The 23,361-nt window shown below is 64.7% G+C and carries 25 protein-coding genes; 16 read left to right on the top strand and 9 right to left on the bottom strand.

Annotation, left to right across the window (positions count from 1 at the left end):
* Positions 1–6 precede the first annotated feature (6 nt).
* Positions 7–840, bottom strand: a complete 834-nt coding sequence (locus FJ430_RS06870; RefSeq protein ID WP_140704663.1) for an alpha/beta fold hydrolase — start codon at positions 838–840, stop codon at positions 7–9.
* 88 nt (positions 841–928) lie between these two features.
* On the opposite strand from FJ430_RS06870, the gene FJ430_RS06865 reads away from it, so the two are divergent.
* Positions 929–1,447, top strand: coding sequence for a winged helix-turn-helix transcriptional regulator (locus FJ430_RS06865; RefSeq protein ID WP_140704661.1), 519 nt, complete (start codon positions 929–931; stop codon positions 1,445–1,447).
* A 125-nt stretch (positions 1,448–1,572) separates the two neighbouring features.
* Here FJ430_RS06865 and FJ430_RS06860 read toward each other — a convergent pair whose 3' ends face one another.
* The 3 genes from FJ430_RS06860 to FJ430_RS06850 form a co-directional block, all read right to left on the bottom strand.
* Complete coding sequence (locus FJ430_RS06860) at positions 1,573–1,974, bottom strand: hypothetical protein (protein ID WP_140704659.1); 402 nt, start codon at positions 1,972–1,974, stop codon at positions 1,573–1,575.
* 319 nt (positions 1,975–2,293) lie between these two features.
* On the bottom strand, positions 2,294–2,476 hold the full coding sequence (rpmF, locus tag FJ430_RS06855; RefSeq protein ID WP_006203806.1) for a 50S ribosomal protein L32: 183 nt from the start codon (positions 2,474–2,476) through the stop codon (positions 2,294–2,296).
* A gap of 255 nt (positions 2,477–2,731) precedes the next feature.
* The gene (locus FJ430_RS06850; protein WP_181175322.1) at positions 2,732–3,439 is read right to left on the bottom strand and encodes a transglycosylase domain-containing protein; all 708 of its coding nucleotides are present in this window, start codon (positions 3,437–3,439) and stop codon (positions 2,732–2,734) included.
* A 128-nt stretch (positions 3,440–3,567) separates the two neighbouring features.
* Here FJ430_RS06850 and FJ430_RS06845 point away from each other — a divergent pair, with 128 nt between their 5' ends.
* The 4 genes from FJ430_RS06845 to FJ430_RS06830 all read left to right on the top strand — a co-directional run bounded on the left by FJ430_RS06845 (position 3,568) and on the right by FJ430_RS06830 (position 8,843).
* Complete coding sequence (locus tag FJ430_RS06845; RefSeq protein ID WP_140704656.1) at positions 3,568–4,485, top strand: polyprenyl synthetase family protein; 918 nt, start codon at positions 3,568–3,570, stop codon at positions 4,483–4,485.
* 298 nt (positions 4,486–4,783) lie between these two features.
* A complete protein-coding gene (locus FJ430_RS06840; RefSeq protein WP_413467865.1) occupies positions 4,784–5,188 on the top strand; it encodes a (2Fe-2S)-binding protein in 405 nt (134 codons plus the stop codon).
* Positions 5,189–5,191: 3 nt separating this feature from the next.
* Positions 5,192–6,556, top strand: a complete 1,365-nt coding sequence (locus FJ430_RS06835; RefSeq protein ID WP_140704654.1) for a c-type cytochrome — start codon at positions 5,192–5,194, stop codon at positions 6,554–6,556.
* Entirely contained in the window at positions 6,549–8,843 is a 2,295-nt protein-coding gene (locus FJ430_RS06830) for a xanthine dehydrogenase family protein molybdopterin-binding subunit (protein WP_140704651.1), read from the top strand. The genes FJ430_RS06835 and FJ430_RS06830 overlap by 8 nt, the downstream gene beginning before the upstream one ends.
* A gap of 90 nt (positions 8,844–8,933) precedes the next feature.
* On the opposite strand, the gene FJ430_RS06825 is transcribed toward FJ430_RS06830, so the two are convergent.
* Positions 8,934–9,827 carry a LysR family transcriptional regulator gene (locus tag FJ430_RS06825; RefSeq protein WP_140704649.1) on the bottom strand — a complete coding sequence of 298 codons (894 nt, stop codon included), beginning with the start codon at positions 9,825–9,827 and terminating at the stop codon, positions 8,934–8,936.
* A gap of 105 nt (positions 9,828–9,932) precedes the next feature.
* Here FJ430_RS06825 and FJ430_RS06820 point away from each other — a divergent pair, with 105 nt between their 5' ends.
* The 5 genes from FJ430_RS06820 (at position 9,933) to FJ430_RS06800 (ending at position 15,535) form a co-directional block, all read left to right on the top strand.
* Entirely contained in the window at positions 9,933–10,667 is a 735-nt protein-coding gene (locus FJ430_RS06820) for an SDR family oxidoreductase (protein ID WP_181175306.1), read from the top strand.
* A 60-nt stretch (positions 10,668–10,727) separates the two neighbouring features.
* Complete coding sequence (locus FJ430_RS06815; protein WP_140704645.1) at positions 10,728–11,624, top strand: SDR family oxidoreductase; 897 nt, start codon at positions 10,728–10,730, stop codon at positions 11,622–11,624.
* A gap of 27 nt (positions 11,625–11,651) precedes the next feature.
* On the top strand, positions 11,652–11,870 hold the full coding sequence (locus FJ430_RS06810) for a tautomerase family protein (RefSeq protein WP_140704643.1): 219 nt from the start codon (positions 11,652–11,654) through the stop codon (positions 11,868–11,870).
* Between the two features lie 142 nt (positions 11,871–12,012).
* Positions 12,013–14,346 carry a response regulator gene (locus tag FJ430_RS06805; protein ID WP_140704641.1) on the top strand — a complete coding sequence of 778 codons (2,334 nt, stop codon included), beginning with the start codon at positions 12,013–12,015 and terminating at the stop codon, positions 14,344–14,346.
* A gap of 232 nt (positions 14,347–14,578) precedes the next feature.
* Positions 14,579–15,535 carry an IS5 family transposase gene (locus tag FJ430_RS06800; RefSeq protein ID WP_140704639.1) on the top strand — a complete coding sequence of 319 codons (957 nt, stop codon included), beginning with the start codon at positions 14,579–14,581 and terminating at the stop codon, positions 15,533–15,535.
* A gap of 207 nt (positions 15,536–15,742) precedes the next feature.
* On the opposite strand, the gene FJ430_RS06795 is transcribed toward FJ430_RS06800, so the two are convergent.
* The 3 genes from FJ430_RS06795 to FJ430_RS06785 form a co-directional block, all read right to left on the bottom strand.
* A complete protein-coding gene (locus FJ430_RS06795; RefSeq protein WP_140704637.1) occupies positions 15,743–16,603 on the bottom strand; it encodes a lytic transglycosylase domain-containing protein in 861 nt (286 codons plus the stop codon).
* Between the two features lie 4 nt (positions 16,604–16,607).
* Complete coding sequence (gene ispG, locus FJ430_RS06790; RefSeq protein ID WP_140645798.1) at positions 16,608–17,858, bottom strand: flavodoxin-dependent (E)-4-hydroxy-3-methylbut-2-enyl-diphosphate synthase; 1,251 nt, start codon at positions 17,856–17,858, stop codon at positions 16,608–16,610.
* A gap of 254 nt (positions 17,859–18,112) precedes the next feature.
* Positions 18,113–18,292, bottom strand: coding sequence for a YdcH family protein (locus FJ430_RS06785; RefSeq protein WP_140645799.1), 180 nt, complete (start codon positions 18,290–18,292; stop codon positions 18,113–18,115).
* Between the two features lie 239 nt (positions 18,293–18,531).
* Between FJ430_RS06785 and FJ430_RS06780 the strand changes: the two genes are divergently transcribed.
* From FJ430_RS06780 to FJ430_RS06770, 3 genes are all read left to right on the top strand, one after another.
* Entirely contained in the window at positions 18,532–18,735 is a 204-nt protein-coding gene (locus tag FJ430_RS06780; RefSeq protein ID WP_040985243.1) for a YdcH family protein, read from the top strand.
* Positions 18,736–18,863: 128 nt separating this feature from the next.
* Complete coding sequence (purE, locus tag FJ430_RS06775) at positions 18,864–19,361, top strand: 5-(carboxyamino)imidazole ribonucleotide mutase (RefSeq protein ID WP_140704635.1); 498 nt, start codon at positions 18,864–18,866, stop codon at positions 19,359–19,361.
* Positions 19,358–20,434, top strand: coding sequence for a 5-(carboxyamino)imidazole ribonucleotide synthase (locus tag FJ430_RS06770; protein WP_140704633.1), 1,077 nt, complete (start codon positions 19,358–19,360; stop codon positions 20,432–20,434). Before purE ends, FJ430_RS06770 begins: the two co-directional genes overlap by 4 nt.
* A gap of 9 nt (positions 20,435–20,443) precedes the next feature.
* Here FJ430_RS06770 and FJ430_RS06765 read toward each other — a convergent pair whose 3' ends face one another.
* Entirely contained in the window at positions 20,444–20,869 is a 426-nt protein-coding gene (locus FJ430_RS06765; protein WP_140704631.1) for a lysozyme inhibitor LprI family protein, read from the bottom strand.
* Between the two features lie 259 nt (positions 20,870–21,128).
* Between FJ430_RS06765 and ykgO the strand changes: the two genes are divergently transcribed.
* From ykgO to FJ430_RS06750, 3 genes are all read left to right on the top strand, one after another.
* Positions 21,129–21,254: a type B 50S ribosomal protein L36 gene (gene ykgO, locus FJ430_RS06760; protein ID WP_006203764.1), complete on the top strand. Its 126-nt coding sequence runs from the start codon at positions 21,129–21,131 to the stop codon at positions 21,252–21,254.
* Between the two features lie 114 nt (positions 21,255–21,368).
* Entirely contained in the window at positions 21,369–21,989 is a 621-nt protein-coding gene (locus FJ430_RS06755; protein ID WP_140704629.1) for a tetratricopeptide repeat protein, read from the top strand.
* Positions 21,990–22,149: 160 nt separating this feature from the next.
* Positions 22,150–23,211, top strand: a complete 1,062-nt coding sequence (locus FJ430_RS06750; RefSeq protein WP_140704627.1) for an alpha/beta fold hydrolase — start codon at positions 22,150–22,152, stop codon at positions 23,209–23,211.
* The last annotated feature ends 150 nt before the right edge of the window (positions 23,212–23,361 follow it).

The raw sequence follows: 23,361 nt of genomic DNA, 5'->3' as shown, positions 1-23,361 counted from the left end.
TTCTTGTCAGCGCTGCCCGTGAGCGGCGATGGCTTCGACGATTTGAGGCCAGTCGTTGCGGTGCAATTCATGGCCGCCGCCTTCGACCTTGACCAGTCTTGCGCCGGGAACGGCCTTGGCCAGCGCTTCGCCATGCTCGATCGGGAAGAGCGGGTCGGCGCTGCCGTGGATGACGAGCAGCGGCGCGCGAAGATCCCGCACCGTCCGCTGCGGGCCGCCGCCCTTGAGCAGGAAATGGTTGGTCGCGCTGGCGAGACCGCCGGAGCGGTCGTAGTCCGCCTCGATCATTGCGCGCGTCCGTTCCTCGTCGAACGGATGGCGCGTGCTGGCAATCGCGCGGGCGTCCTTGACCATGAAGTCGAGCACCTGGTCCCTGTTCGACCAGTCGATATCGGCGCCTTGGGCCGAATGTTCCTTATAGGCTTCGGTCGTCCCGGGCAGGCCGGATGTGTCGACGCCGAGCGGCGAAGAAGAGATCACAGTGAGCGCGCCGACGCGTTCGGGATATTTCAGCGCGACGCTCTGCGCGAGCATGCCGCCCATCGACATGCCGGCGACATGCGCCCTGGCGATGCCATGGTCGTCGAGCACGCGCATGGCATCGTCCACCATGTCCTCGAACGTATAAGGCGGCGCGCCCGGCGGATATTTGGTCGACAGGCCGGTATCGCGGTTGTCGTAGCGGATGACGAAGCGGCCGCGCCCGGCAAGTTGCCGGCAGAAGGCTTCGGGCCACCACGACATCGAGGCCATGGCGCCCATGATCAAAAGGATCGTCGGATCCTTCGAACTGCCGAAGGTCTCCGAAACGATGTCGGGGCGCTGCGCTGCGGTGGTCATCTGCTCCTCCAATCCGATTGCATTTTGCAATCAGTTGCACGATAATGAAACCGATATCATAATGCAACTGGTTTTTCTGGAGACTGCCATGAGCATCGACCGTCGGTCCGGCTGCCCGATCAATCTGTCGCTCGAAGTGTTCGGCGACCGGTGGAGCCTGATCATCCTGCGCGACATGATCTTCGGCGGAAAACGCCATTTCCGCGAGTTGCTCAACGGCTCGATCGAAGGCATCGCCTCCAACATCCTGGCCGACCGGCTGAAGCGGCTTATGCAGCTCGGGCTTCTGACCAAGGCCGACGACCCCAGTCACAAGCAGAAGGCGATCTACAGCCTGACCGAGATGGCGATCACGCTGGTGCCGATCATGGCGCAGCTCGGCGCCTGGGGACGCGTCTGGCTGCCGGTTACGGAAGAATTGTCGATCCGCGCCGAGCTGCTCGAAAAAGGCGGCCCGCCGCTATGGGAGCGATTCATGGACGAACTGCGCCACGAGCATCTGGGCATGCCTTCGAAGGCGCCGCCGGGCACGCCCACCGTGCGCCAGCAGCTGCGCGCTGCCTACGAGGCAGTCGTCGCGCGGAAGGCTGAGGCTGCGGCAGGTTGAGACGCGGCGAAGAGGTTCGTCATTCCAGGGTGAAGCAGGAGCGAAGCGACGCGGCGCAGACCATAGAATGACGATCCGATCAACGTGTTCCGCCAATCACGAAGTCATGCTTCCGCGCTGTATCCCTAGTTCAAATTGATATCCCGGCTCGCCGACCGCATCGACACCGAGAAGCCGGCCAGCACGTCGAACAGGGCGATGATCATCAGCGTGAAGAAGACGGAGTGCGCCGCGCCCTTCACCAGCAGGAATTCGACCAGGAAGGCGATGAAGACCAGCGTCGATAAAAGATGGTCCAGGATCGAGGCATTGGTCGTGCGCACCGATTTCGAGATCTCGATGAACAGGAAGATCAGCCCGATCAGCACCATCAGGTCGCCGAGCGTGATCGAGAACACGCCGCCCGACATCATGCGGAAGGAGAACATCTCGGTCATCCACGGATCGTCGCCACCGCCGAACAATCCGAGCAGGCCGAGATTGTAGAGGACGAAGGGCACGATCAGCAGCGGGATGGCACCGAACATCTGGGCGACTCCAATGGGGGCACCCCTTTTGTAAAATCCGCGGCAAGCGCGCCGTCAAGGGTTTTCGCTGGCGGCGGCGAACACGCTCTAAGACCTAATGAAATAACGATGTCAGCCGGTTGTTCGGCTGACATCGCGCCATCATCTCACGCGCGAACGACCCTTAGCGCTTGAAATAGACAGGGGATGGCTCAGAGCCGCGCAGGCGCGAAGTCAGGTCGTGCCGATTTCGGGTCGGCCGCCGCGCCCATGAGGTCGCCAAAACAAAAAGACCGGCCAAAGGCCGGTCTTTTGAAACGTCATGAACCTTGGAAGCTTCTCAGCTTTCCTTCGGCTCCAGAACCTGGCGGCCGCGATACATGCCGGTCTTCAGGTCGATATGGTGCGGGCGGCGCATTTCGCCGGAATTCTTGTCCTCGACATAGGTCGGGGCCTTGAGCGCGTCGGCCGAGCGGCGCATGCCGCGCTTCGACGGAGAGGTTTTTCTTTTTGGAACGGCCATGGATATGCTCCACTACATGGTCAAAATGCCCCGGCAACCCTCGCGAAAGGGCCGCATCGAGGCCATAATCTGAGAAAGTCGGGTGCCTATACACGCCTTGCGCCGTTTTGGCCAGCGCTGGCCGCGAATTTTTTTGAGCCGGCGGCGCTTCGCTTGGATCGGGACGCCGTTTCGTTGAAACGCCGTCATGATCCAAGTCTTCGTTGGGAGCGTGATCTTTTCCGAAAACCGATTCCCACTTTTCGGGATCACGCTCTAATCCAGGCAGCCCACATACGCACCCGACCTGCTCGCGCGCCGCTCGATCAGCGAGGCCAGCCGCCGCAGGCCCGGCCCCGGCTTGGCGGGATTGCGCGCGATCGGGTTGGGCAGGCTGACGGCAAGCAGCGCCGCCTGCCTTCGCGACAACTGCTTGGCCGAGACGCCGAAATGGTGTTGGGCGGCTGCCTCGATGCCGTAGATGCCCGGCCCCCATTCGGCGATGTTGAGATAGATTTCCATGATCCGCCGCTTCGACATCACCGCATCGAAATAGACGGCCAGCGGCAGCTCGACGACCTTGCGCACGCTGCCCAATGGCCGCGACCACAGGAAAAGGTTCTTCACCGTCTGCATGGTGATGGTGGAGGCTCCGCGCGTCGCCTCGCCAGCCAGCGCGTCGTCGACCACGCCGCGCAATTCGCCGAGATCGACGCCGCGGTGGAAGCAGAACTGCCCGTCCTCCGACATGATCACCGAATGCGCCAGCACCGGCGCCACGTCGTCGATCGACACCCAGCGCCGGTCGTAGCCGGAAAAAGTCACGAGATCCTTCAGCATCAGCGTCGAGACCGGATGCACGAAGGGCGGCAGGTAAAGGAAGGTGAGCACGACCGGGATGGCCGCCAAAACGATGGCGACGACCAGGCAACGCCGGCCAAGCCGCTTGAGACCGGCGCGGTTCAGGCGCCGACGTCGCGCCATGTCCAGCCCTTCGCTTTCATATTCGACGATCGGTTCCGTCAAGCCGCCCCACCCGTGCCTCGCCTCCTCCGGCATAAAGGCGCGAGCCTGCTTGCGCAATGTCTGAGTGTCGGCTACCGCTCCCGGCCATGAGCAAAGACGCCCAGATCGCCTTCGAATCCGCGCTTTTCATGCGTGCCGCCGCAGTCGAGACCGAACTGCGGCGGATCCTCGACGCGCGTCCGCTCACCAGTGAGATCGCGCGGCCTGAGCGCCTGATGGCGGCGATGCGCCACGGCGTGCTCAACGGCGGCAAGCGGCTGCGGCCTTTTCTGGTCCTGGAAAGCGCCGCGCTGTTTTCGACCGAGAACGAGGCCGCACTCCGTGTCGCGGCGGCGCTGGAATGCGTGCATTGCTATTCGCTGATCCATGATGACCTGCCGGCCATGGACGACGACGACCTGCGGCGCGGCCAGCCGACGGTGCACAAGGCCTTCGACGAGGCGACCGCGATCCTCGCCGGCGACGCGCTGCTGACTTTGGCCTTCGATATCATCGCCGACGAAGCGACCGCGCTGTCGGCCGAGCGTCGCGGCACCCTCGTTCTCGCACTTGCCCGCGCGGCCGGCGCCGGCGGCATGGTCGGCGGCCAAATGCTGGACCTCGAAGCCGAGCGCGAACGGCCGGACGAGGCGGGCATCATCACGCTGCAGGCGATGAAGACCGGCGCGCTGATCCGCTTCGCCTGCGAGGCCGGCGCGATCGTCGCCGGCGCGCCTCCAGCCGACCGCGAGAGGCTGGCCGAGTTCGGCTCGGCGATCGGCCTTGCCTTCCAGCTCGCCGACGACCTGCTCGACCTGACCGCCGACGCAAAGCAGATGGGCAAGGCGACGAATAAGGACGCCGCCGCCGGCAAGGCGACGCTTGCCGCGCTGCACGGAGCCGACTGGGCGCGCGGCCAGCTCCACGGCCTTATCGACCAAGCGCATGCGTTGCTCGAGCCCTATGGCGAGCAGGCGGAATTGCTGAAAGCCGCCGCGACATTCGTCGCGACGCGGAGCAGCTGAGCGGCCGGTTTGCTGGCTCAGGATCGCGCATCGAACGGCTCCGGCAGGTTTCAACGTCAGCCGTGCGGCCGTCGAAGCCGCCGCCTCTAACTTCCCGATAGACACTCTTTTGCCCGGACCAGCTGGGCCGGCGATGCCTTAAATGTGATCCGGCGGATCCCTACCTGCCGGGCTCCGGTCCCCTACCCTTTTGGCAAAGACGTTCCGCCGTTGCGTGGACTTCATTCCGATCAGGGAGGGTGCGGTGCTCACTCTTACAATCAACGGACAATCGCGCGACGTCGATGTGCCGGAAGACATGCCGCTTCTATGGGTGCTGCGCGACCATCTCAATCTGGTCGGCACCAAATATGGCTGCGGTGTCGCGCAGTGCGGCGTCTGCACGGTGCATGTCGGCGGCAAGCCGGTGCGGTCGTGCCAGCTCTCCGTCGGTGACGTCGGCACCCGCGCCGTCGTCACCATCGAGGGGATCGGCAGTACGCCCAACGGCGCCAAGGTTCAGCAGGCCTGGATGGAAGCCGCGGTGCCGCAATGCGGCTATTGCCAGGCCGGCCAGATCATGTCGGCGACGGCGCTGCTCGATGCAAACCCGCAACCCGACGACGCCGACATCGATGCGGCGATGGCCGGCAATCTGTGCCGCTGCGGGACCTATATCCGCATCCGCAGCGCCATCAAGAACGCCGCCGCCAAATCGGCCTGACCCATGAAGCGAGCCGTCGGCATCCTCATCGCGATCATTGTCGTCGCCGGGCTTGGCTTCGCCGGCTGGCTTGTCCTTGGCCGCAACCCGCTTGCGTTTGCCGGCGGCTCGACCGTGGCCCTGGCGGATTATCATGACGCCACCGTCACCGGCGTTCCGGCCGAGCTTGCCAGCGCCGATCTGGTAAAGCGCGGCGCGTATCTCACCCATGCCGCCGACTGCCAGGCCTGTCACACCGCGCCGGGCGGCGCGCCCTTCGCCGGCGGCTTCGCTTTCAACATGCCGTTCGGCACCATCTATTCCACCAACATCACGCCGGACAAGCAAACCGGCATCGGCAATTACAGCGACTCCCAGTTTTTGGCGGCGGTGCATCGGGGCGTTCGCGCCGACGGCGAAAAACTTTACCCTGCCATGCCCTATGCCTCCTACGCCTTGATGACGGATGCCGACGCTCTCGCCATCAAGGCGTATCTGTTCACGCTGGCGCCGGTGAACGCGCCGGCGAAGCCGAACCAGCTGTCGTGGCCCTTCAACCAGCGTGGCCTGATCGCGCTCTGGAACGTGGCGTTCAATCCCGACCGGCGCTTCCGCCCCAACACCGGCCAGAGCCCGCAATGGAACCGGGGCGCCTATCTCGCCGAGGCGATGGGCCATTGCGGCGAATGCCACACGCCGCGCAACCTCGCCTACGGGCTCGACAATCACGGCAAGTTCTCGGGCGCGCTGACCGCCGGCTGGCGCGCTTACAACATCACCGGCGACAAGAATTCCGGCATCGGCGACTGGAGCGACGACGACCTCTATGCCTATCTCTCCACCGGCCATGCCAATGGCCATGGCGGCGCCGCAGGCCCGATGGGCGAGGCCGCCGACGACAGCCTGAGCTATCTGGTGCCGGACGATACGCATGCGTTAGTCGCCTATCTGCGCAGCATTCCGGCCCATGCCAGCGACCTGCCCCGCACCGTCACCACGGCAGCACCGGCCTCCTATAAGGAAGGCGTGGTGGCCGACGCCAATGCGCGCGGCGAAAAGATCTTCGCCGGCGCCTGCGCCTCATGCCACGACTGGACCGGCGTCAGCCCGGTGACCGGCTTTGCCACGCTGACCGGCGTGCGCGCGGTGAACGATCCCAGCGCCACCAATGTCGCGCAGACCGTGATCAACGGCGTCAGCCGCAAGACCGCCGACGGCAGGATCTTCATGCCGGCCTTCGGCGAGGGCTATTCCGACGACGACATCGCTGCCGTCGCCAATTACGTCACCGCCCGCTTCGGCGCCAAGGGCGCGCATCTGACGGCCAAGGACGTGGCCGTGCTCAAAGAGCAGGCGGCGCAGCAATCGAAAGAGGCTCCCAATGGCTGAAACGCATTTCGCCCAGTCCGACGCCTATCTCTCTGCCCTGCTCGACGAGATCCATTCGGTCAGCGCCGCCAAGGCGGCAATGACGATGGGGCGGCGCACCTTCTTCAAGCTGACCGGGGCAAGTGTCGCGGGACTGGTGCTGGGCTTCCATATCGGCGACGTGGCATTCGCGGCCGGAGCGGTCGACGGCGACGCAGCGGCCGCCAAGGACCAGGCGATGAATGCTTTCATCCGCATCGCGCCGGACAACACGGTCACCATCTATTCGAAATGCCCGGAAATCGGCCAGGGCATCAAGACGTCGTTCGGCGTGATCATCGCCGACGAACTCGACGCCGATTGGAACCATGTCGTCATGGAGCAGGCGGACATCAATCCCAAGGTTTATGGCAGCCAGGGCGCGGGCGGTTCGACCTCGATCCCGCGCGCCTGGAACCAGTTGCGCCAGGCCGGTGCGGGTGCCAAGGCGATGCTGGTTGCCGCCGCGGCTCAGGCATGGAGCGTGGACGCCTCGCAGATCACGGCGCAGGCCTCGATGCTGACGCACGCCGCCAGCGGCCGGTCCGCAACCTATGGCTCGTTGGCGGCAGCGGCGGCGAAAATGCCGGTGCCCGATCCGAAGGGCCTGAAGCTGAAGACCCGCGCCGAGTACCGGCTGATAGGCAAGCGCTTTCGCGGCGTCGATGACCCCAAGGTGGTCACCGGCAAGCCGCTGTTCGGCATCGATGTCCAGCGTCCCGGCATGGTCTATGCCACCTATGCCAAATGCCCGGCGGCAGGCGGCAAGGTGAGATCCTTCAACGTCGACGAGGTCAAGCGTCAACCCGGCGTGCTCGACGCCTTCGCGGTCGAGGGCACGGGCCTGGCGGTCGAGGTGATGCCGGGCGTCGCCATCGTCGCCAGGGACACCTGGAGCGCCTTCCAGGCCAAGGACAAGCTCGAGGTCGACTGGGACCTCAGCGGAGCGTCGAACGACTCCTCCTCGCGCTTCTCGGCCGATGCGCAAAGGCTCGCGAACAATTTCCCGCAGAAGACCGACGACAATGTCGGCGACGTGGACAAGTCCTTCGCCAATGCCGCCAAGACCGTCGAGGCCTATTACGAATATCCCTTCGCCGCCCATGTGCCGCTGGAGCCGATGAACACCACGGCGCACTGGCATGACGGCATCATGGAACTGTGGATGCCGACCCAGCAGCCGGATCGTGGCCTGCCGCTGATCGGCAAGGTTGCCGGCATTCCGCCTGAAAAGGTCGTCATGCACCAGACCCGCGTCGGCGGCGGTTTCGGGCGGCGGCTGGTCAACGACTATGCCTGCGAGGCGGCGGCGATCGCGCTGAAGGTCAACGCGCCGGTCAAGCTGCAATGGACCCGCGAGGACGATTTCGCCCACGACTTCTACCGGCCCGCCGGCTACCACCAGTTCAAGGGCGCGATCGACAACGGCGGCAGGCTCGACGCCTGGCGCGAGCACTTCATCACCTTCACCGCCGACGGCAAGAAAGAGGCCTCGGGCGCCAGCCTGACCGACAATCTCAGATATTCCATCAAGGCGCCCAACCTGCGCCGCGCAAAGACGATGTTTCCCCTAAAAATCCCGACCGGCGCCTGGCGCGCGCCGGGCGACAATGCGCAGGTCTTCGCCGCGCAGAGCTTCATGCACGAATTGTCGCTTGCCTCGGGGCGCGACCATGTCGAGTTCCTGCTCGACGCGGTCAACCGCGACGTGCCCGAACTGGCGCCCAAGGACCAGAGCGTCAATTTCAGCCCCAGGCGGGCGACCGACGTCATCAGGATGTGCGCGCAGAAAGCTGGCTGGGGAAAGACGTTCGCCAAGCGCAGCGGGCTCGGACTTGCCTGGTGCTATTCGCATGCCGGCCATGTCGCGCAGGCCGTCGAGCTTAGCGTCGATACCGACAAGCGTATCAGGATAAACCGTATCGTGGTTGTGCTCGATGTCGGCCCGATCATCGACATGGCGGGCTCCGAAGCCCAGGCGCAAGGCGCGTCCACCGACGCTCTCTCGACCGCGATGGGGCTCAAGATCAACATCGAGAATGGCCGTATCCGGGAGCAGAACTACAACGCCTATCCGATCCTGCGCATGCCGTTCGCACCGATGACGATCGATGCCTATTTTATCCAGTCGGACAATCCGCCAACCGGCATGGGCGAGCCCGCTTTCCCGGCGCTGGCGCCGGCGCTCGGCAACGCGATCTTCGCCGCCACCGGCGAGCGTGTGCGCCGGCTGCCGCTGCGCGACCTGGGCTATTCGCTGGCGGCCTGAAGGATTGCCTTGTCTTCCCATCCCATCCGCATGAGGAGTTGCATCGACAGGACAGTCGCGCCGTCGGCTGCCGGCCCCGGCCGATGATCCTCACAGCCTTGCCTCGGCGAAAATGCGCGATGCCCATTCCAGGAAGACGCGCAGCCGCGGCGCGAGCTGCCGGTTCTGCGGGTAGAGCGCCGACAGCGGCGTCGGCGTCGGCGGAAAATCCCCCAGAACCTCGACCAGCGTGCCGTCCGCGATATCTTTTTCCAGCCGATAGCGTGGCGCCTGCAGAAGCCCGAAACCCAGCCGCGCCAGATCGGCCGCGGTGTCGGAATTGTTGACCCGAACCCGGCCCGGCAGCGTGACCTGACGCACGTTTGCGCCGATCGTGAATTCCAGCGGCAGCACCTCGCCTGTGCGTGAGGAGACGAAACCGACGGCCTGATGGCCCTCCAGCGCTTCCGGTGCTGCCGGCACGCCGTGCCGCTTCAGATAGCTCGGGCTGGCGCAGGTGATTTCGCCGATCATCGCCAGCCGCCGCATGATCATGCCGCTGTCCTGCAGCTCGCCGGCGCGAATGACGCAATCGACGCCTTCGCGCACCAGGTCGACCAGCCGGTCGCCCTGGCCGATTTGCAGATCGATTTCGGGATAGCGGTCGAGGAACGCGGGCAATTGTGGCAGCAGGAACCTCTGCGTGAGCAGCGGATGCGCATCGATGCGCAGCAGGCCGCGCGGTTCGGCGCTGCGGAAGCCGGCCTCGGCGTCCTCCACCTCGCCCAGGATCGACAGGCAGCGCTCGTAATAGGCCTGGCCATCGAGTGTCGTGGCGACGTGGCGGGTGGTCCGGTCGAGCAGCCTCACGCCCAGGTGATCTTCCAACTGCTTCACCGCTTCGGTTGCGGTCGAGCGCGGCAGGCCGAGATCGGCCGCCGCGGCTGTGAAACTGCGCCGCTCCACCACGCGAACGAAGAGCCGCATCCCGTCGAGTCGATCCATGCCTCGATTGTTCGCCCAATCCGAATACTGCTGTCAATGGAGGGCTGATTATCCGGTTGGCGCGGCAGTCTATATGCGCCCCACAACAACGAACGGAGATCGATCATGCAGAAAACAAGAACAGCGATCGTGACCGGCGCCTCGAGAGGCATCGGCGCGGCAATCGCCAAACGACTCGCCCGGGACGGCATCGCCGTCATCGTCAATTATGCGCGCGGCAAGGATGCCGCCGATGAGGTGGTTTCCGCCATCGAGGCCGCCGGCGGCACTGCCCTGGCCGTCCAGGCCGATATCGGCGACCCGGCCGGCATGGTCGCTTTGTTCGATGCGGCGGAAAAGGCCTTCGGTGGGATCGACATCCTCGTCAACAACGCCGGCATGATGAGGCTCTCGCCGGTCGCGGACACCGACGACGCGGCGTTCGAACGCCAGGTCGCCATCAATCTCGGCGGCCCGTTCCGCGGCATGCGCGAAGCTGCAAGGCGCCTGAAGGATGGCGGACGCATCATCAACTTTTCGTCCAGCGTCGTCGGCTTCTACCAGCCCGCTTACGGCGTCTATGCCGCGACCAAGGCCGGCGTCGAAGCCATGTCGCATATACTGGCCAAGGAACTCGGCCCGCGCCACATCACGGTCAACGCAGTCGCGCCCGGTCCGGTCGACACGGAACTCTTCACCGACGGCAAGAGCGCCGCGCAGATCGAAGCGATAACGAAACTCATCCCGCTCGGCCGCCTCGGCCAGCCCGACGACATCGCCGGCCTCGTCGCCTTCCTCGCCGGTCCCGACAGCCAATGGGTCAACGGTCAGGTTGTCCGCGCCAATGGCGGCGCGATCTGAAGCAATTCCGGCATAAGCGCGCAGCCGTTTGCGTCCGCAATTGCGCCAGGGAGATACACGATCATGCAGCAGACGATACTCATCACCGGCGCATCGAGCGGCTTCGGCGCCATGACGGCCGAGGCGCTCGCCAGGGCGGGTCACCGGGTTTATGCCTCGATGCGCGATCCGCAGGCGCGCGGCGGCACAGCCGTGGCCGAAGTCGAAAGGCTGGCGCGCGAGGAGAAACTGGCGATCCGCGCCATCGCGCTCGACGTGCTGTCGGAGGCCTCGATCGAGGCGGCGGTCGAAACCATCCTGGCGGAAGCCGGCCGCATCGACGTCGTCATCCACAATGCCGGCCATATGGTGTTCGGACCGACTGAAGCCTTCACGCCGGAGCAGTTGGCGGCGCTCTATGACGTCAATGTGCTGGGCACCCACCGCGTCAACCGGGCTGTGCTTCCACACATGCGCGGGCTCGGCCGGGCTCTGATGATCTGGGTCGGGTCGAGCAGCACGCGCGGCGGCACGCCGCCATTCCTGGCGCCCTACTTCGCCGCCAAGGCGGGCATGGACGCGCTGGCGCAGAGCTACGCGCTGGAGCTTGCCCGTTTCGGCATCGAGACGACCATCGTCGTGCCGGGCGCGTTCACCAAAGGCACGGAGCATTTCGCCCATTCCGGCAAGCCGGCCGACACCGGGCGCGCGGACGCCTATTGGTCGGGACCTTATGCTGGCGTCGACGACCAGGCGTTGAAGGGCCTTGCCCGGCTGGAGCCGGTCGATGCCGATCCCTCGAAAGTCGCTGAGGCCATCGTCGATCTCGTCGCGATGCCGCATGGCCGCCGGCCGTTCCGCGTCCATGTCGATCCTTCGGATGACGGGGCGACCATCGTCAACGGGGTCGCCGACCGCGTCCGGGCGCAGCTTCTTGAGCGCATCGGTCTTGCCGATCTTCTCCACCCATCGCTTTAGACCAACCAACCCGAAAGGACCCTAAAAATGCCCTTTGCCAACTTCAAGACGCCCGAAGCCGCCCTGACAAAGGCGCAGAAGGAAGAGCTCATTCACAAGACCACGCAGATGTTCGTCGACTATTTCGGCGAAGGCGTGCGCCCTTATACCGTGGTGCTGATCGAGGAAGTCCGCGACGGCGGCTACGGCCGCGCCGACGAAGTCTTCGTTCTTCCCGACACCTACCGCGCCAAGGATAGGGTCTGATTTGAGCAAGGCGGGCCGCTTGCAGAGCGACCCGCCCGACTTGATCCGTCAACGCAGGCGATCTTGCCCCACCAACGAAATCTTAATGTAAATCAAGCGTAATCCCGACCATTAAAATTGTGCGTATGTGTTGGGGTTGCGCATGCCGGAATATTCTTCCTTCCTCCGGTCGATCCGGATCCGCTACATTTCGGGACTGCTGATCTTCGCGCTGGCCTCGGCCGCCGTCATGTTCGCGCTCAACCGTGTGAATTCGTACCGTCACGAGGTCGATGCCCTCAGCGGCAATTTCGTCATCTTCGCCCGCGACCTGCGCAACGCCACCAATTTCGCCGAGACGACCGGCACCGCCTGGCGCAGCGAGACACGCGACGCGTTGACCGCCGCCGCGCGCGGCCATTCCGAACGCCTGATGGGCGAGATCGAGACGCTGAACGGCCAGTTGGCGACGATCCGGCCACGCTTGTCGAAGGGCACCGCCGACGCGCTCGAATCCGCAGCGGTGAACGGAGACCTGTTCTGGTCGGCGCGCGACATGGTGCGCAACTTCAACCTGATGTCGGTGGCCCAGAAGGTCGACGAATGGAGCTACCGCGAGATCCGCAACCAGAACGATCTCTTCGCCCAGCCGATGCTGGTGCGCGTGCGCACCGCGCTCGACGACGAGCGGCATCTGGCCGACGCTTCCAGCGACCGGCTGCTGTTATGGGCGAGCGGCCTTTTGTTCGCCGTCCTTGCCGTCGCCGCGGCTCTGATCTTCCGGCCGATGGAGAATGCGATCCGCCGCGCTTTCGCCGAGACCGCCGCATCTTTGTTCAAGGCCGAGGCCGCCGATCGCGCCAAGTCCGAATTCCTCGCCAATATGAGCCATGAGATCCGCACGCCGATGAACGGCGTGCTCGGCATGGCCGAGTTGCTTGCCAAGACGGAGCTGACGCCGCGCCAGAAGACCTTCACCGACGTCATCGTCAAATCCGGCAACGCGCTGCTGACCATCATCAACGACATCCTCGATTTCTCGAAGATCAATGCCGGCCAGCTGACGCTCGACCCCGCCCCCTTCCGCCTGGCGGAAGCGGTCGAGGATGTGGCGACGCTGGTGTCGGCGCGCGTCGCCGAAAAGAACCTCGAGCTCATCGTGCGCGTCGACCCGCGCCTGCCGGCCTTCGTCGTCGGCGATGCCGGGCGCTTCCGCCAGATCGTCACCAACCTGCTTGGCAACGCCGTGAAGTTCACCGAGAAGGGCCATGTCCTGGTCGATGTCGGCGGCGATGTCGTCGACGGCGTGGTCCAGCTCAAGGTCCGCGTCGAGGACACCGGCATCGGCATTCCGGCCGAAAAACTGCAAAGCGTGTTCGAGAAATTCGCCCAGGTCGACGGCTCCTCGACCCGCCGCCATGAAGGCACCGGCCTTGGCCTGGCGATCGGCGCGCGGCTTGTCGACCTGATGGGCGGCAAGATCGGCGTCGAAAGCGAGATCGGCCGCGGTTCCGTGTTCTGGTTCGCCGTGCCGCTGCCGGCGCACGACCAGCAGTCGCGCGACGATTTGGTACCCGTCGACGTCACCGGCGCAAGGGTGCTGGTCATCGACGACAATCCGGTCAACCGCGAGATCCTGCTGGAACAGCTCAGAAGCTGGAGCTTCGACTGCGCGGCCGCCGAAAGCGGCGCCGTCGGCCTCGCTTTCCTCGACCGTGCCTGCCAGCTCGGCGCCTCGGTCGACTGCATTATCCTCGATTACCAGATGCCCGGCATGAACGGCGCCGATGTCGCCAGAGCCATCGCCGCCGACACCCGCCTCTCCTCCATCCCGGTCGTGCTGCTGACCTCGGTCGACCAGGTCGATTTCGGCAGGATGGTGATCGATTTCGGCATCGTCGCGCATCTCACCAAGCCGGCTCGTTCGGCGGTGCTGCTGGGCACCGTGATCTCCGCTATCCAGAAGGCGCGCACGCAAGGCGCCAAGGCGCATTTCGTGCGCGAGCCGGCCGCGGCGCAGGCGGCTCCGCCGGCCTTCACCGTCATCCGCGGCCCGGCCGTTCCGGTCCCGGCCGCGCCGGAATCGACGGCAGCGCCGAGCGGCCCGATCGACATCCTGATCGCCGAGGACAATGACGTGAACCAGCTGGTCTTCGGCCAGATCCTCAACGGTTTCGGTCTCAGCTACCGCATCGCCGGCAATGGCCGCACCGCGGTCGAGATGTACCGCTCGCTGCGCCCGCGCTTGGTGCTGATGGACGTCTCCATGCCGGAGATGAACGGCTATGAGGCGACCCGCGCCATCCGTGCGATCGAACAGCAGAACAGCGATCGCACGCCGATCATCGGCGTCACCGCGCATGCGCTCAAGGGCGACCGCGAAAAATGCATCGAGGCCGGCATGGACGACTATCTGCCCAAGCCTGTCTCGCCCGACCGCCTCGGCGCCAAGATCGGCACCTGGCTCAGCGAGACCGTGGCGGCGAAGACGGCTTGAGCGGCACGTGGGTACAGGCAGCCATCGGCTACCGCCGAGTTCCTTCGCGCCCCTCTCTGCCCTGCCGGGCATCTCCCCGCGAGGGGGAGATCGGCAGCTTGATCGCCCCGCTCAGTCCTGAACCGTCGGCGATTGGCAAAGCAGCGATGACGGCTAATCTCCCCCCTTTTGGGCCTGTTGCGTAATTGGCTGGTTGTGATTCTCTGAGACGGGAAGCTCGGAGGGAATCGCAATGGCGGTGAAGCAGACGGGTCAATTGAGCCTTGCGGAGGCATTTCTGGGCGGCAAGCTTGCTGGCGGTTCTTCACCGCTGGACCGGCTATCCGATCTGGTGAAGTGGTATCGCTTCGAGAAGCTGCTCAACCCGTTGCGTGATGGTGGGCCTGGACGCGCAGCCTGGCCGCCGTTGTTGCTCTTCAAGGCGCAGTTGCTGCAATCGCTCTATGGGCTGTCGGATCGCGAGCTGGAAGAGGCGCTGGGAGATCGGCTGTCATTCCGACGTTTTGTCGGGCTCGGCCTTGAGGAGAGCATTCCCGATCACACGGTGCTGTCGCGCTTTCGCAACTTGCTTGTTGGCGAAGGACCGATGGAGAAGCTGTTTGGCGAGCTAGACCGGCAGTTGGAGAAGGCCGGCGTGATCTTGAAGCGTGGCACGATGCTGGATGCGACGCTGATCGATGCGGTCTCGACGCCACCGACGCGCGAGCGGCCGTCGCAGGATGCGGACGCCCGTATCACCGCGCGCAAGGGCAAAGGCGGCATCACCTTTGGCTACAAGGCCCATGTTGGGGTCGACGCGGGCTCTGGTTTGATCCGCACGGTGATCACCACACCGGCCAACGTCAACGACACGGTCGTGGCCGATCGCCTGGTGCGCGGCGATGAGAAGACGGTGTGGGCGGATGCCGCTTATGACACCCACGCCCGCCGGGCCCGGCTCAAGGCCGAGGGCAGGAAGCCGCGCATTGCCCATCGTCCCAACAAGCACCATTCGCTGCCCGAACGGCTCAAGCGCTACAATCGCCTGATCGCACGACGGCGGGCGGCAGTGGAGACGACCTTCGCCACGCTCAAGAACCGCATGAAGCTGACCACAATCCGCTATGTCGGACTGGCCAAGGCTGCAGCTCAGGTGACGCTTGCCGCGATCGCCTTCAACATGCGCCGATGGGCGGCCATCACGGGATAGGTGCGCCTGCAATCCGGCACAAAGGCCGGATCACCGCCCTCAAACGCCAAACCAAACGCCAAATCCCAGGCAACGCCAACCCTAACGCTAAAATCCGACCCGCCGACCGGTTCTCGCTAACTGCGCAACAGTCCCCTTTTGGGGGAGATGTCCGGCAGGACAGAGGGGGGCGCTGTCCCGCCAGCACGTCCAACTTCGTGGTACCAGTCACCGGTTACGCAACACCACGCAGGCGCCGCCGACGCTTTGCAGCTTGTTGCAGATACCGTTGGCCTCGCCGCGCGAGTCGGCGCCGATCCTGACCGCATAGATGCCGCGCCGGCCGATCGGCGTGCGCACCCGGCTCACCACCGGGTCATGGCTGGCGAGCAAAGCGGGGAACCGGCCCCTGACCCTCAGCCACTGGCCAATCGCCGCCGAGCGGCGGAAATTGCCCGCCACCTGCACGCCCCACGGCTTCACGTTGATCGAGGCCATGGCGACGGTCCGCGACATGATCACCGGCAGCCTGCGGCAGGCAACCGCGAAGCTCATCTTCGGGTCGAGCGGCTGGACGGTGCCGGTATAGGATTTGTCCGAGAACTTGTCGACGGGCTCGCCCATGACGTCGAAGACATAGCTTTCCGTCTCCATCGGCAGGAAGCCGCCCGAACTCAGCCAGCGTGACACACGGTTCTCGCCGGCATTGTAAGCCGCCGCCGCGAGCCCGAGATTGCCGTAGCTGACCTTCATCTCGGCGAGATATTTCGCCGAGGCCGGGATGGCCTGCCCGATGTCGAAGGGATCGGCGAGACCGCGCATCTTGGCGGTGCCCGGCATGAATTGCGCTATGCCTTCGGCGCCGACCGGGCTCACCGCATTCGGATCGAAGCGGCTTTCCTTCCAGATCAGCCGGGCGAAGAAATCCTTGGGCAGGCCGTTCTGCTGGGCCTGGGCTTCGATCAGATCGCAGACACGGTTGATCAGCCGTTTGGCGGCGGACCGCGACTGCGGTGGGTCGGCGAATGCCTGACCGGAAAGGATCAGCGCGCAGATCAGGATCAGCGTCGCGCGCGGCAAAAGCGGCATCGGCCTACTCGGCCGCTGCTTTGCCGTGTCCGTAGCGCTGCTCGATATAGTCGCCGACCATCTTCTCGAAATCCTGCGCGATGGACGGACCGCGCAGCGTCGCCGCCTTCTTGCCGTCGATGAAGACGGGCGCCGTCGGCGTCTCGCCGGTGCCGGGCAGCGAGATGCCGATATCGGCATGCTTGGATTCGCCCGGACCGTTGACGATGCAGCCCATCACCGCGACTTTGAGATTCTCGACGCCGGGATATTTTTCGCGCCACACCGGCATGTTCTTGCGGATATCGGCCTGGATGCTCTGGGCAAGTTCCTGGAACACGGTTGACGTCGTGCGCCCGCAACCGGGGCAGGCCGCGACGATCGGCACGAACTGCCGGAAGCCCATGGTCTGCAGCAATTCCTGCGAGACCTGCACCTCGCGGGTGCGGTCGCCATTCGGCTCCGGCGTCAGCGAGATGCGGATCGTGTCGCCGATGCCCTGCTGCAGGAGGATGCCCATGGCGGCAGAAGAGGCGACGATGCCCTTGGTGCCCATGCCGGCTTCGGTGAGGCCCAGATGCAGCGCATGGTCGGAGCGGGTGGCGAGTTCGGTGTAGACGGCGATCAAATCCTGCACGCCGCTGACCTTGGCCGACAGGATGATCTTGTCACGGCCAAGTCCGATCTCTTCCGCCATCTCGGCCGACAGGATCGCCGACTGCACGATCGCCTCGCGCGTGACTTCCTGCGCGGTGAGCGGCGAGCCCTTCGCCTGGTTGTCGTCCATCAGCCGGGTCAAAAGCTCCTGGTCGAGCGAGCCCCAGTTGACGCCGATGCGCACCGGCTTGTCGTGTTTGATCGCCATCTCGACGATCGCGGCGAACTGGCGGTCCCTCTTGTCCTTGAAGCCGACATTGCCGGGATTGATGCGGTATTTGGCCAGCGCCTCGGCGCAGGCCGGATGATCGGCGAGCAGCTTGTGGCCGATATAATGGAAGTCGCCGACCAGCGGCACGTCGATGCCGAGCCTCAGCAGCCGCTCATGGATGCGCGGAACCGCCGCCGCGCTCTCGTCGCGGTCGACCGTGATGCGCACGATTTCCGAGCCGGCACGGTGCAGCGCCGCGACCTGGGCGACGGTCTGGTCGATATCGGCGGTGTCGGTATTGGTCATCGACTGCACGACGACCGGCGCGCCGCCGCCGACCATCACGCCGCCGACCGATACGCCGACCGACTGGCGCCGCGGGAAGGGAGAAGAAAAATATCCGGTCATGCCGGCCGCCTTCATCTGGGAGTTCCGGGCATGAGGTGGCGGAGCAAAGATGGCTTGTCAATGGCAAGCGGCAGGCAAGGCCTGCAAATCGGTGACCGCGATCAACGGCCGCAGGGCTCATGTAAAAATCCTCGGGCTGCAAGATCTACACTAAAATGGTCTGGTGATTGAGTAAAAACCAACAAGCCGGCGGCATATCTTGCCACCGGTAGGTTGGCACCGCAACGAGTGCGGTGATGTTGCCTAGGGCATGTTCAGTGTGTCGTCGGGCCCCCCTTCAGCTTTTCAATCTCGTCCTTGATTGCCAGCTTGCGTCGCTTGAGATTCACGATTTCGAGGTCGTCCACCGAAGGATGGTTCATCGCATCGGTGAGCTCGCGCTCGATGTCACCGTGTTTCCGCTGCAACTCATCAAGATGGGATGCAAGAGACATGATTGGTTCTCCCTTTCATGGTTTCCTCGATTGCAGCCGTCGCGGGCGCCTCCACCGCAGGTTGCGACTGTGACGGCACCATGACAGTTTGCCACCAACCGATCTCGATGTCGAATGCCACGTGGTAGCATTCCACGACAAAGTGAAATGTGATAAGGGCTGCGCGCCGGTCACAAACCCGCAAGTCACGGCCCCGCCCAAACAGCCCGATTGGGCGATGCACACGCAGACGGTAGATAATGTCCGAACAGGAACAGGCTGAAATACGCCTCGAATATTCCCGGCTCAAACAAGAACACGCCGATTTCGACGCCGCCATCAACGCGATGATCGCCACGGGCTGCGACCCGCTTCAGATCCAGCGCATGAAGAAGAAGAAGCTGATGTTGAAAGACCGGCTGTCGGCGCTGGAAGACCGCATCATTCCCGACATCATCGCTTAGGGACGAATGCTGGGCGCGCGCCCAGGAGGCCGCGGAACGTGCGGGCAGCGAGAGAGCGTATTCACCACATCCTTGCGGCTGTCGGCGAATTCCGCTAAGGCGCGCCTTTGCCGCCGCGGAGCCACACCTTGACCGATCAGCGTGCCGACGTCGCCATCATCATGGGCAGCCAGTCCGACTGGGCGACGATGCGCCAGGCCGCGGAGACGCTGGAGGCGCTGGGCATCCCGCACAAGCGGCTGATCGTCTCGGCGCACCGCACCCCGGACCGTCTCTATGAGTTCGCCAAGGGTGCCAAGGCCGCCGGCTACAAGGTGATCATCGCCGGCGCCGGCGGAGCGGCGCATCTGCCGGGCATGACGGCGGCGATGACGCCGCTGCCGGTCTTCGGCGTTCCGGTCGAGTCCAAGGCGCTTTCGGGCCAGGACTCGCTGCTTTCCATCGTGCAGATGCCGGCCGGCATCCCGGTCGGCACACTGGCGATTGGCAAGGCGGGCGCCGCCAATGCGGCACTTCTCGCGGCCGCCGTGCTGGCGCTCAGCGACGACAAGCTCGCCGCCCGGCTCGACGCCTGGCGCTCGGCGCAGACCGCCAAGGTCGCCGCCGAGCCGACGGACGCGCCGTGAGCCTGGCTCCTGGATCGGCCATCGGCATCATCGGCGGCGGCCAGCTCGGCCGCATGCTGGCGATGGCCGCGGCGCGCCTCGGCTACCATATCGTCGTGTTGGAACCCCAGCCTGACTGCCCGGCCGCGCAGGTCGCCAACCGGCAGATCGTCGCCGCCTATGACGATCCGGCAGCGCTCGCCGAACTGGCCGCCACCAGCGCCGTCGTCACCTATGAATTCGAGAACGTCCCGGTCGCCGCCGCCGAAACGCTGGCGGCAAAGGTCCCGGTCCATCCGCCGGCACGCGCGCTCGAAGTCGCGCAGGATCGCGTCACCGAGAAGAGCTTCCTCAACGGCATCGGCATTCCGACGGCGGCATTCCGCCCGGTCGACAATGACGACCAACTGACCGAGGCCCTCAAGACATTCAACGGCAGCGGCGTGCTCAAGACCCGCCGCATGGGCTATGACGGCAAGGGCCAGCGCGTCTTCCGCAACATGGAAACGGCCGGCTTTGCCGGGGTCTGCGAGGCGATGGGCAATGTGCCGCTGATCCTGGAATCGCTCGTGGCTTTCGAGCGCGAGATTTCGGTGATCGCCGCGCGAGGCCTCGACGGAACCATCGCCGCCTTCGATCCGGCCGAAAACGTCCACCGCGAAGGCATATTGCGCAGCTCGACCTTGCCGGCCGCCATCCGCCCGCAAACGGCCGCCGCCGCCAAGGACGCAGTCGCGAAAATCCTGTCCGCGCTCGACTATGTCGGCGTCATCGGCGTCGAGTTCTTCGTGCTTGCCGACGGCTCGCTTCTGGCCAACGAGCTGGCGCCGCGCGTGCACAATTCCGGTCACTGGACGGAGGCCGCCTGCATCATCTCGCAGTTCGAGCAGCATATTCGCGCCGTCGCCGGCCTGCCGCTTGGCTCGCCCGCCCGGCATTTCGACTGCGTGATGGAAAACCTGATCGGCGACGATATGCTGAAGGTGCCGGCGCTGCTCGCCGAGCCCGACCTCATGCTGCATCTTTATGGCAAGGCCGAGTCACGCCCCGGCCGCAAGATGGGCCATTTCACGCGGATTCGACGCCCGGGCTAAGCTCGCGCCCTATTGCATGTCCTGGTTGCCGTCGCTCCCATCCGAGCCGGCGCAGCTCGGATCGCTCAGCTTGCAGTTGGCGTCGGACGTGAGCTGCTTTATGCGCCGGTTGGTCAGCTCCGTCAGGCACTCCGAAACCTCCATCGGCTGGATCGAGCCGCCCTCGCTGTCGGCGGTCGAATAGGCGCATTCGGCGTCGCGAAAGGCGATCCAGGCGCGTTGTGCGGTCTGCAGCAATTTGTTGGCCTTCTGGTCATTGTCGCCGACAAGACCCTTATACGTGGCGTTGAGCTTGGCATCGGCGGCCTGATAGTCGGCATCGGCGCAAATGTTCAGCATCGACTGGCTGTCGTCGTTGCGGTCGCAATCCTCGGCAAAGGCGGCCGGGGCGGTCGCAAGCAGGACCAGACAGGCAGGCAAAAGCAGGCGGCGCATGTGGAATCTCCGGTCGCTTGGGCCTGGATCACCATTCCAGTCGCCCCACCATTCCAGTCGGCCTTGAGTCGCGCAATGGCGCTTCGCCGGATGGCGAATATTTGATATGCCGCGCCACTTGTGGCATTCGGACATCGTCACGTGGTTGACACGGACAACACTCCTCGTTTATGAGCCACCGCAAGTTCAAAGGCGCGCTTTTTGTGGGCGCGCCTTTAAAATTCGGCCCGGGACGGGCCCTGACCGAACAGGCAAGACCATGAAGATCAAGAATTCGCTCAAGGCGCTCAAGGCGCGTCACCGCGACAACCAGCTGGTTCGCCGCAAGGGACGCATCTACATCATCAACAAGACCGCTCCGCGCTACAAGGCGCGCCAGGGCTGAGACTTGCTACGCGCGGCGCGACCACGCCGCGCCGCTGATGTCGAGTGCCGGTTCGCCGGCCCTCTCACGCTAAAATCACTTTGACGATCCGCCGCCCGGGATTAGATTCCGGCGATGCGGATTCGTTTTGCATTTCTCGCCGCCCTTTTGCTGTCCGGCACAGTTTTGTCTGCAGGGGCAGAAACGGTGCCAGGCGCGCTGCCTCCAGATGCCGCGCCACCCGCGGCCACGCCACCGCCGGCCGCTCCGACCAAGCAGGGTCGCCTCGACCAGCTCTTCACCGAGCTGAAGCGAGAGCGCAACGAAAAGGCGGCCGAGCGCATCGCCGGCCGTATCTGGAACGAGTGGAACCAGTCCGGCAGCGCCTCGATAGACCTGATGATGCGGTGGGCGCAAAAGGCGACGGAAGACCAGAAGTTCGACGTCGCGCTCGACTTCCTCGACCAGGTGGTGACCCTGCAGCCTGATTATGCCGAAGGCTGGAACCGGCGCGCCACCGTTCATTTCATGATGAAGAATTACGGGAAGTCGATGGCCGACATCGACCGCACCTTGCAGCTCGAGCCGCGCCATTTCGGCGCGCTCTCAGGGCTGGCGCAGATCATGGCCGAAACCGGCCACAAGCAATCGGCGCTGGAAGCCTGGCAGAGGGTGCTCACCATCTACCCCATGATGCGCAGCGCCCAGAACCAGGTCTCGACGCTCTCGGAAGAGCTGGCCGGCGAGGGGATTTAGGCAATAGGAATTGGGCAGTAGGCAGTAGGGAAAGAGCAACCTACTGCCTACTGCCTACTGCCTACTGCCTACTGCCTACTGCCTACTGCCTACTGCCTACTGCCTACTGCCTACTGCCTACTGCCTACTGCCCTACTGCCCTCCTTCCGTATCTCCCCGCATGAACCTCATCTGCGCCGCCCTCCTCTTCCTCGTCGCGCTTTTCCTTGCCCTCGCCGGTATCACCCGCGCCGGCGTCTGGTCGATCGAGCGCCGCAATCCACCCGTTGGCGGGTTCGCCGAGATCAATGGCGCGCGCATCCACTACGTCCATTTCCCGGCGCCGGCCGGCGCCAATCTGCCGCCGGTCGTCTTCATCCATGGCGCCAGCGCCAATCTGAAAGACCAGATGCTGCCGCTGAAGCCCCTGCTCGAGGGCCGTGCTGAAATGCTGTTTCTCGACCGGCCGGGCTTCGGCTGGTCGGAGCGTGGCGATAATGAAACGCTTGTCGCGCAGGCGGACACCATCGCCGCGCTGCTGGACCGCCTCGGCATCGCAAAAGCGGTCATCGTCGCCCATTCCTTCGGCGGCGCGATCACCACGGCCTTCGCCCGCCAGCATCCGCACAAAACGCTCGGCCTCGTCTTCCTGGCTCCCGCCACGCATCCCTGGCCGGGCGGCGCGACGGCCTGGTACTACAAGCTCGCCGCCATGCCGGCGATTGGCTGGTTGTTTTCCGAAACGCTCGCTTATCCGGCCGGTATGCTGCGGATCGGCAATGCGACGGCTTGCGTCTTCTCGCCCAACAAACTGCCGGACTTCTATATCGACAACACCTCGATCCCGCTGGTGCTGCGGCCGTCCGCCTTCCGCGCCAACGCCCGCGATGTCGTCCAGCTCTACGACTATGCACGCTCCGCCTCGCCGCACTATCGCGAGATCAAGGCGCCGACGGTCGTGATATCGGGCGATCGCGACAAGGTGGTCTACGCGACGATCCACTCCATCGGCCTGGAGCGCGACATTCCCGGCGCCGAGCTGGTCTGGGTCCACAATCTCGGCCACAAGCCGGACTGGATCGCGTCCGACCTCGTGGTCGGCGCGATCCGGAAAGTCGCAGGCAAGGATGTCGATCTACAAGCGATGGCCAGGACCGTGGAAGGCCGGCTCGCCGGCGATGCCTATAACGACGGCAAATGCCCCGACATCAAAGTGCCCGACGCCGAGCTCGCGCCGACCTGATTTTTGGGAAATTAGCTCCTGAATGCCACGGCGGAGACGGTTAGGTGTGTCGAGATTCACGTCAGGCCGAGTCGAAAGTAGTGGCTTCCGAGAACTGGAGCGGAGCGCACTTTAAGTACGTGAGCACCGGAAGCGCAGGTAGCCGCTACT

The organism is Mesorhizobium sp. B2-8-5 (assembly GCF_006440675.2).
Classification (GTDB): domain Bacteria; phylum Pseudomonadota; class Alphaproteobacteria; order Rhizobiales; family Rhizobiaceae; genus Mesorhizobium.
Note: the sequence above shows the minus strand (reverse complement) of the source record. Positions and strands in the feature narration are given on the sequence as shown.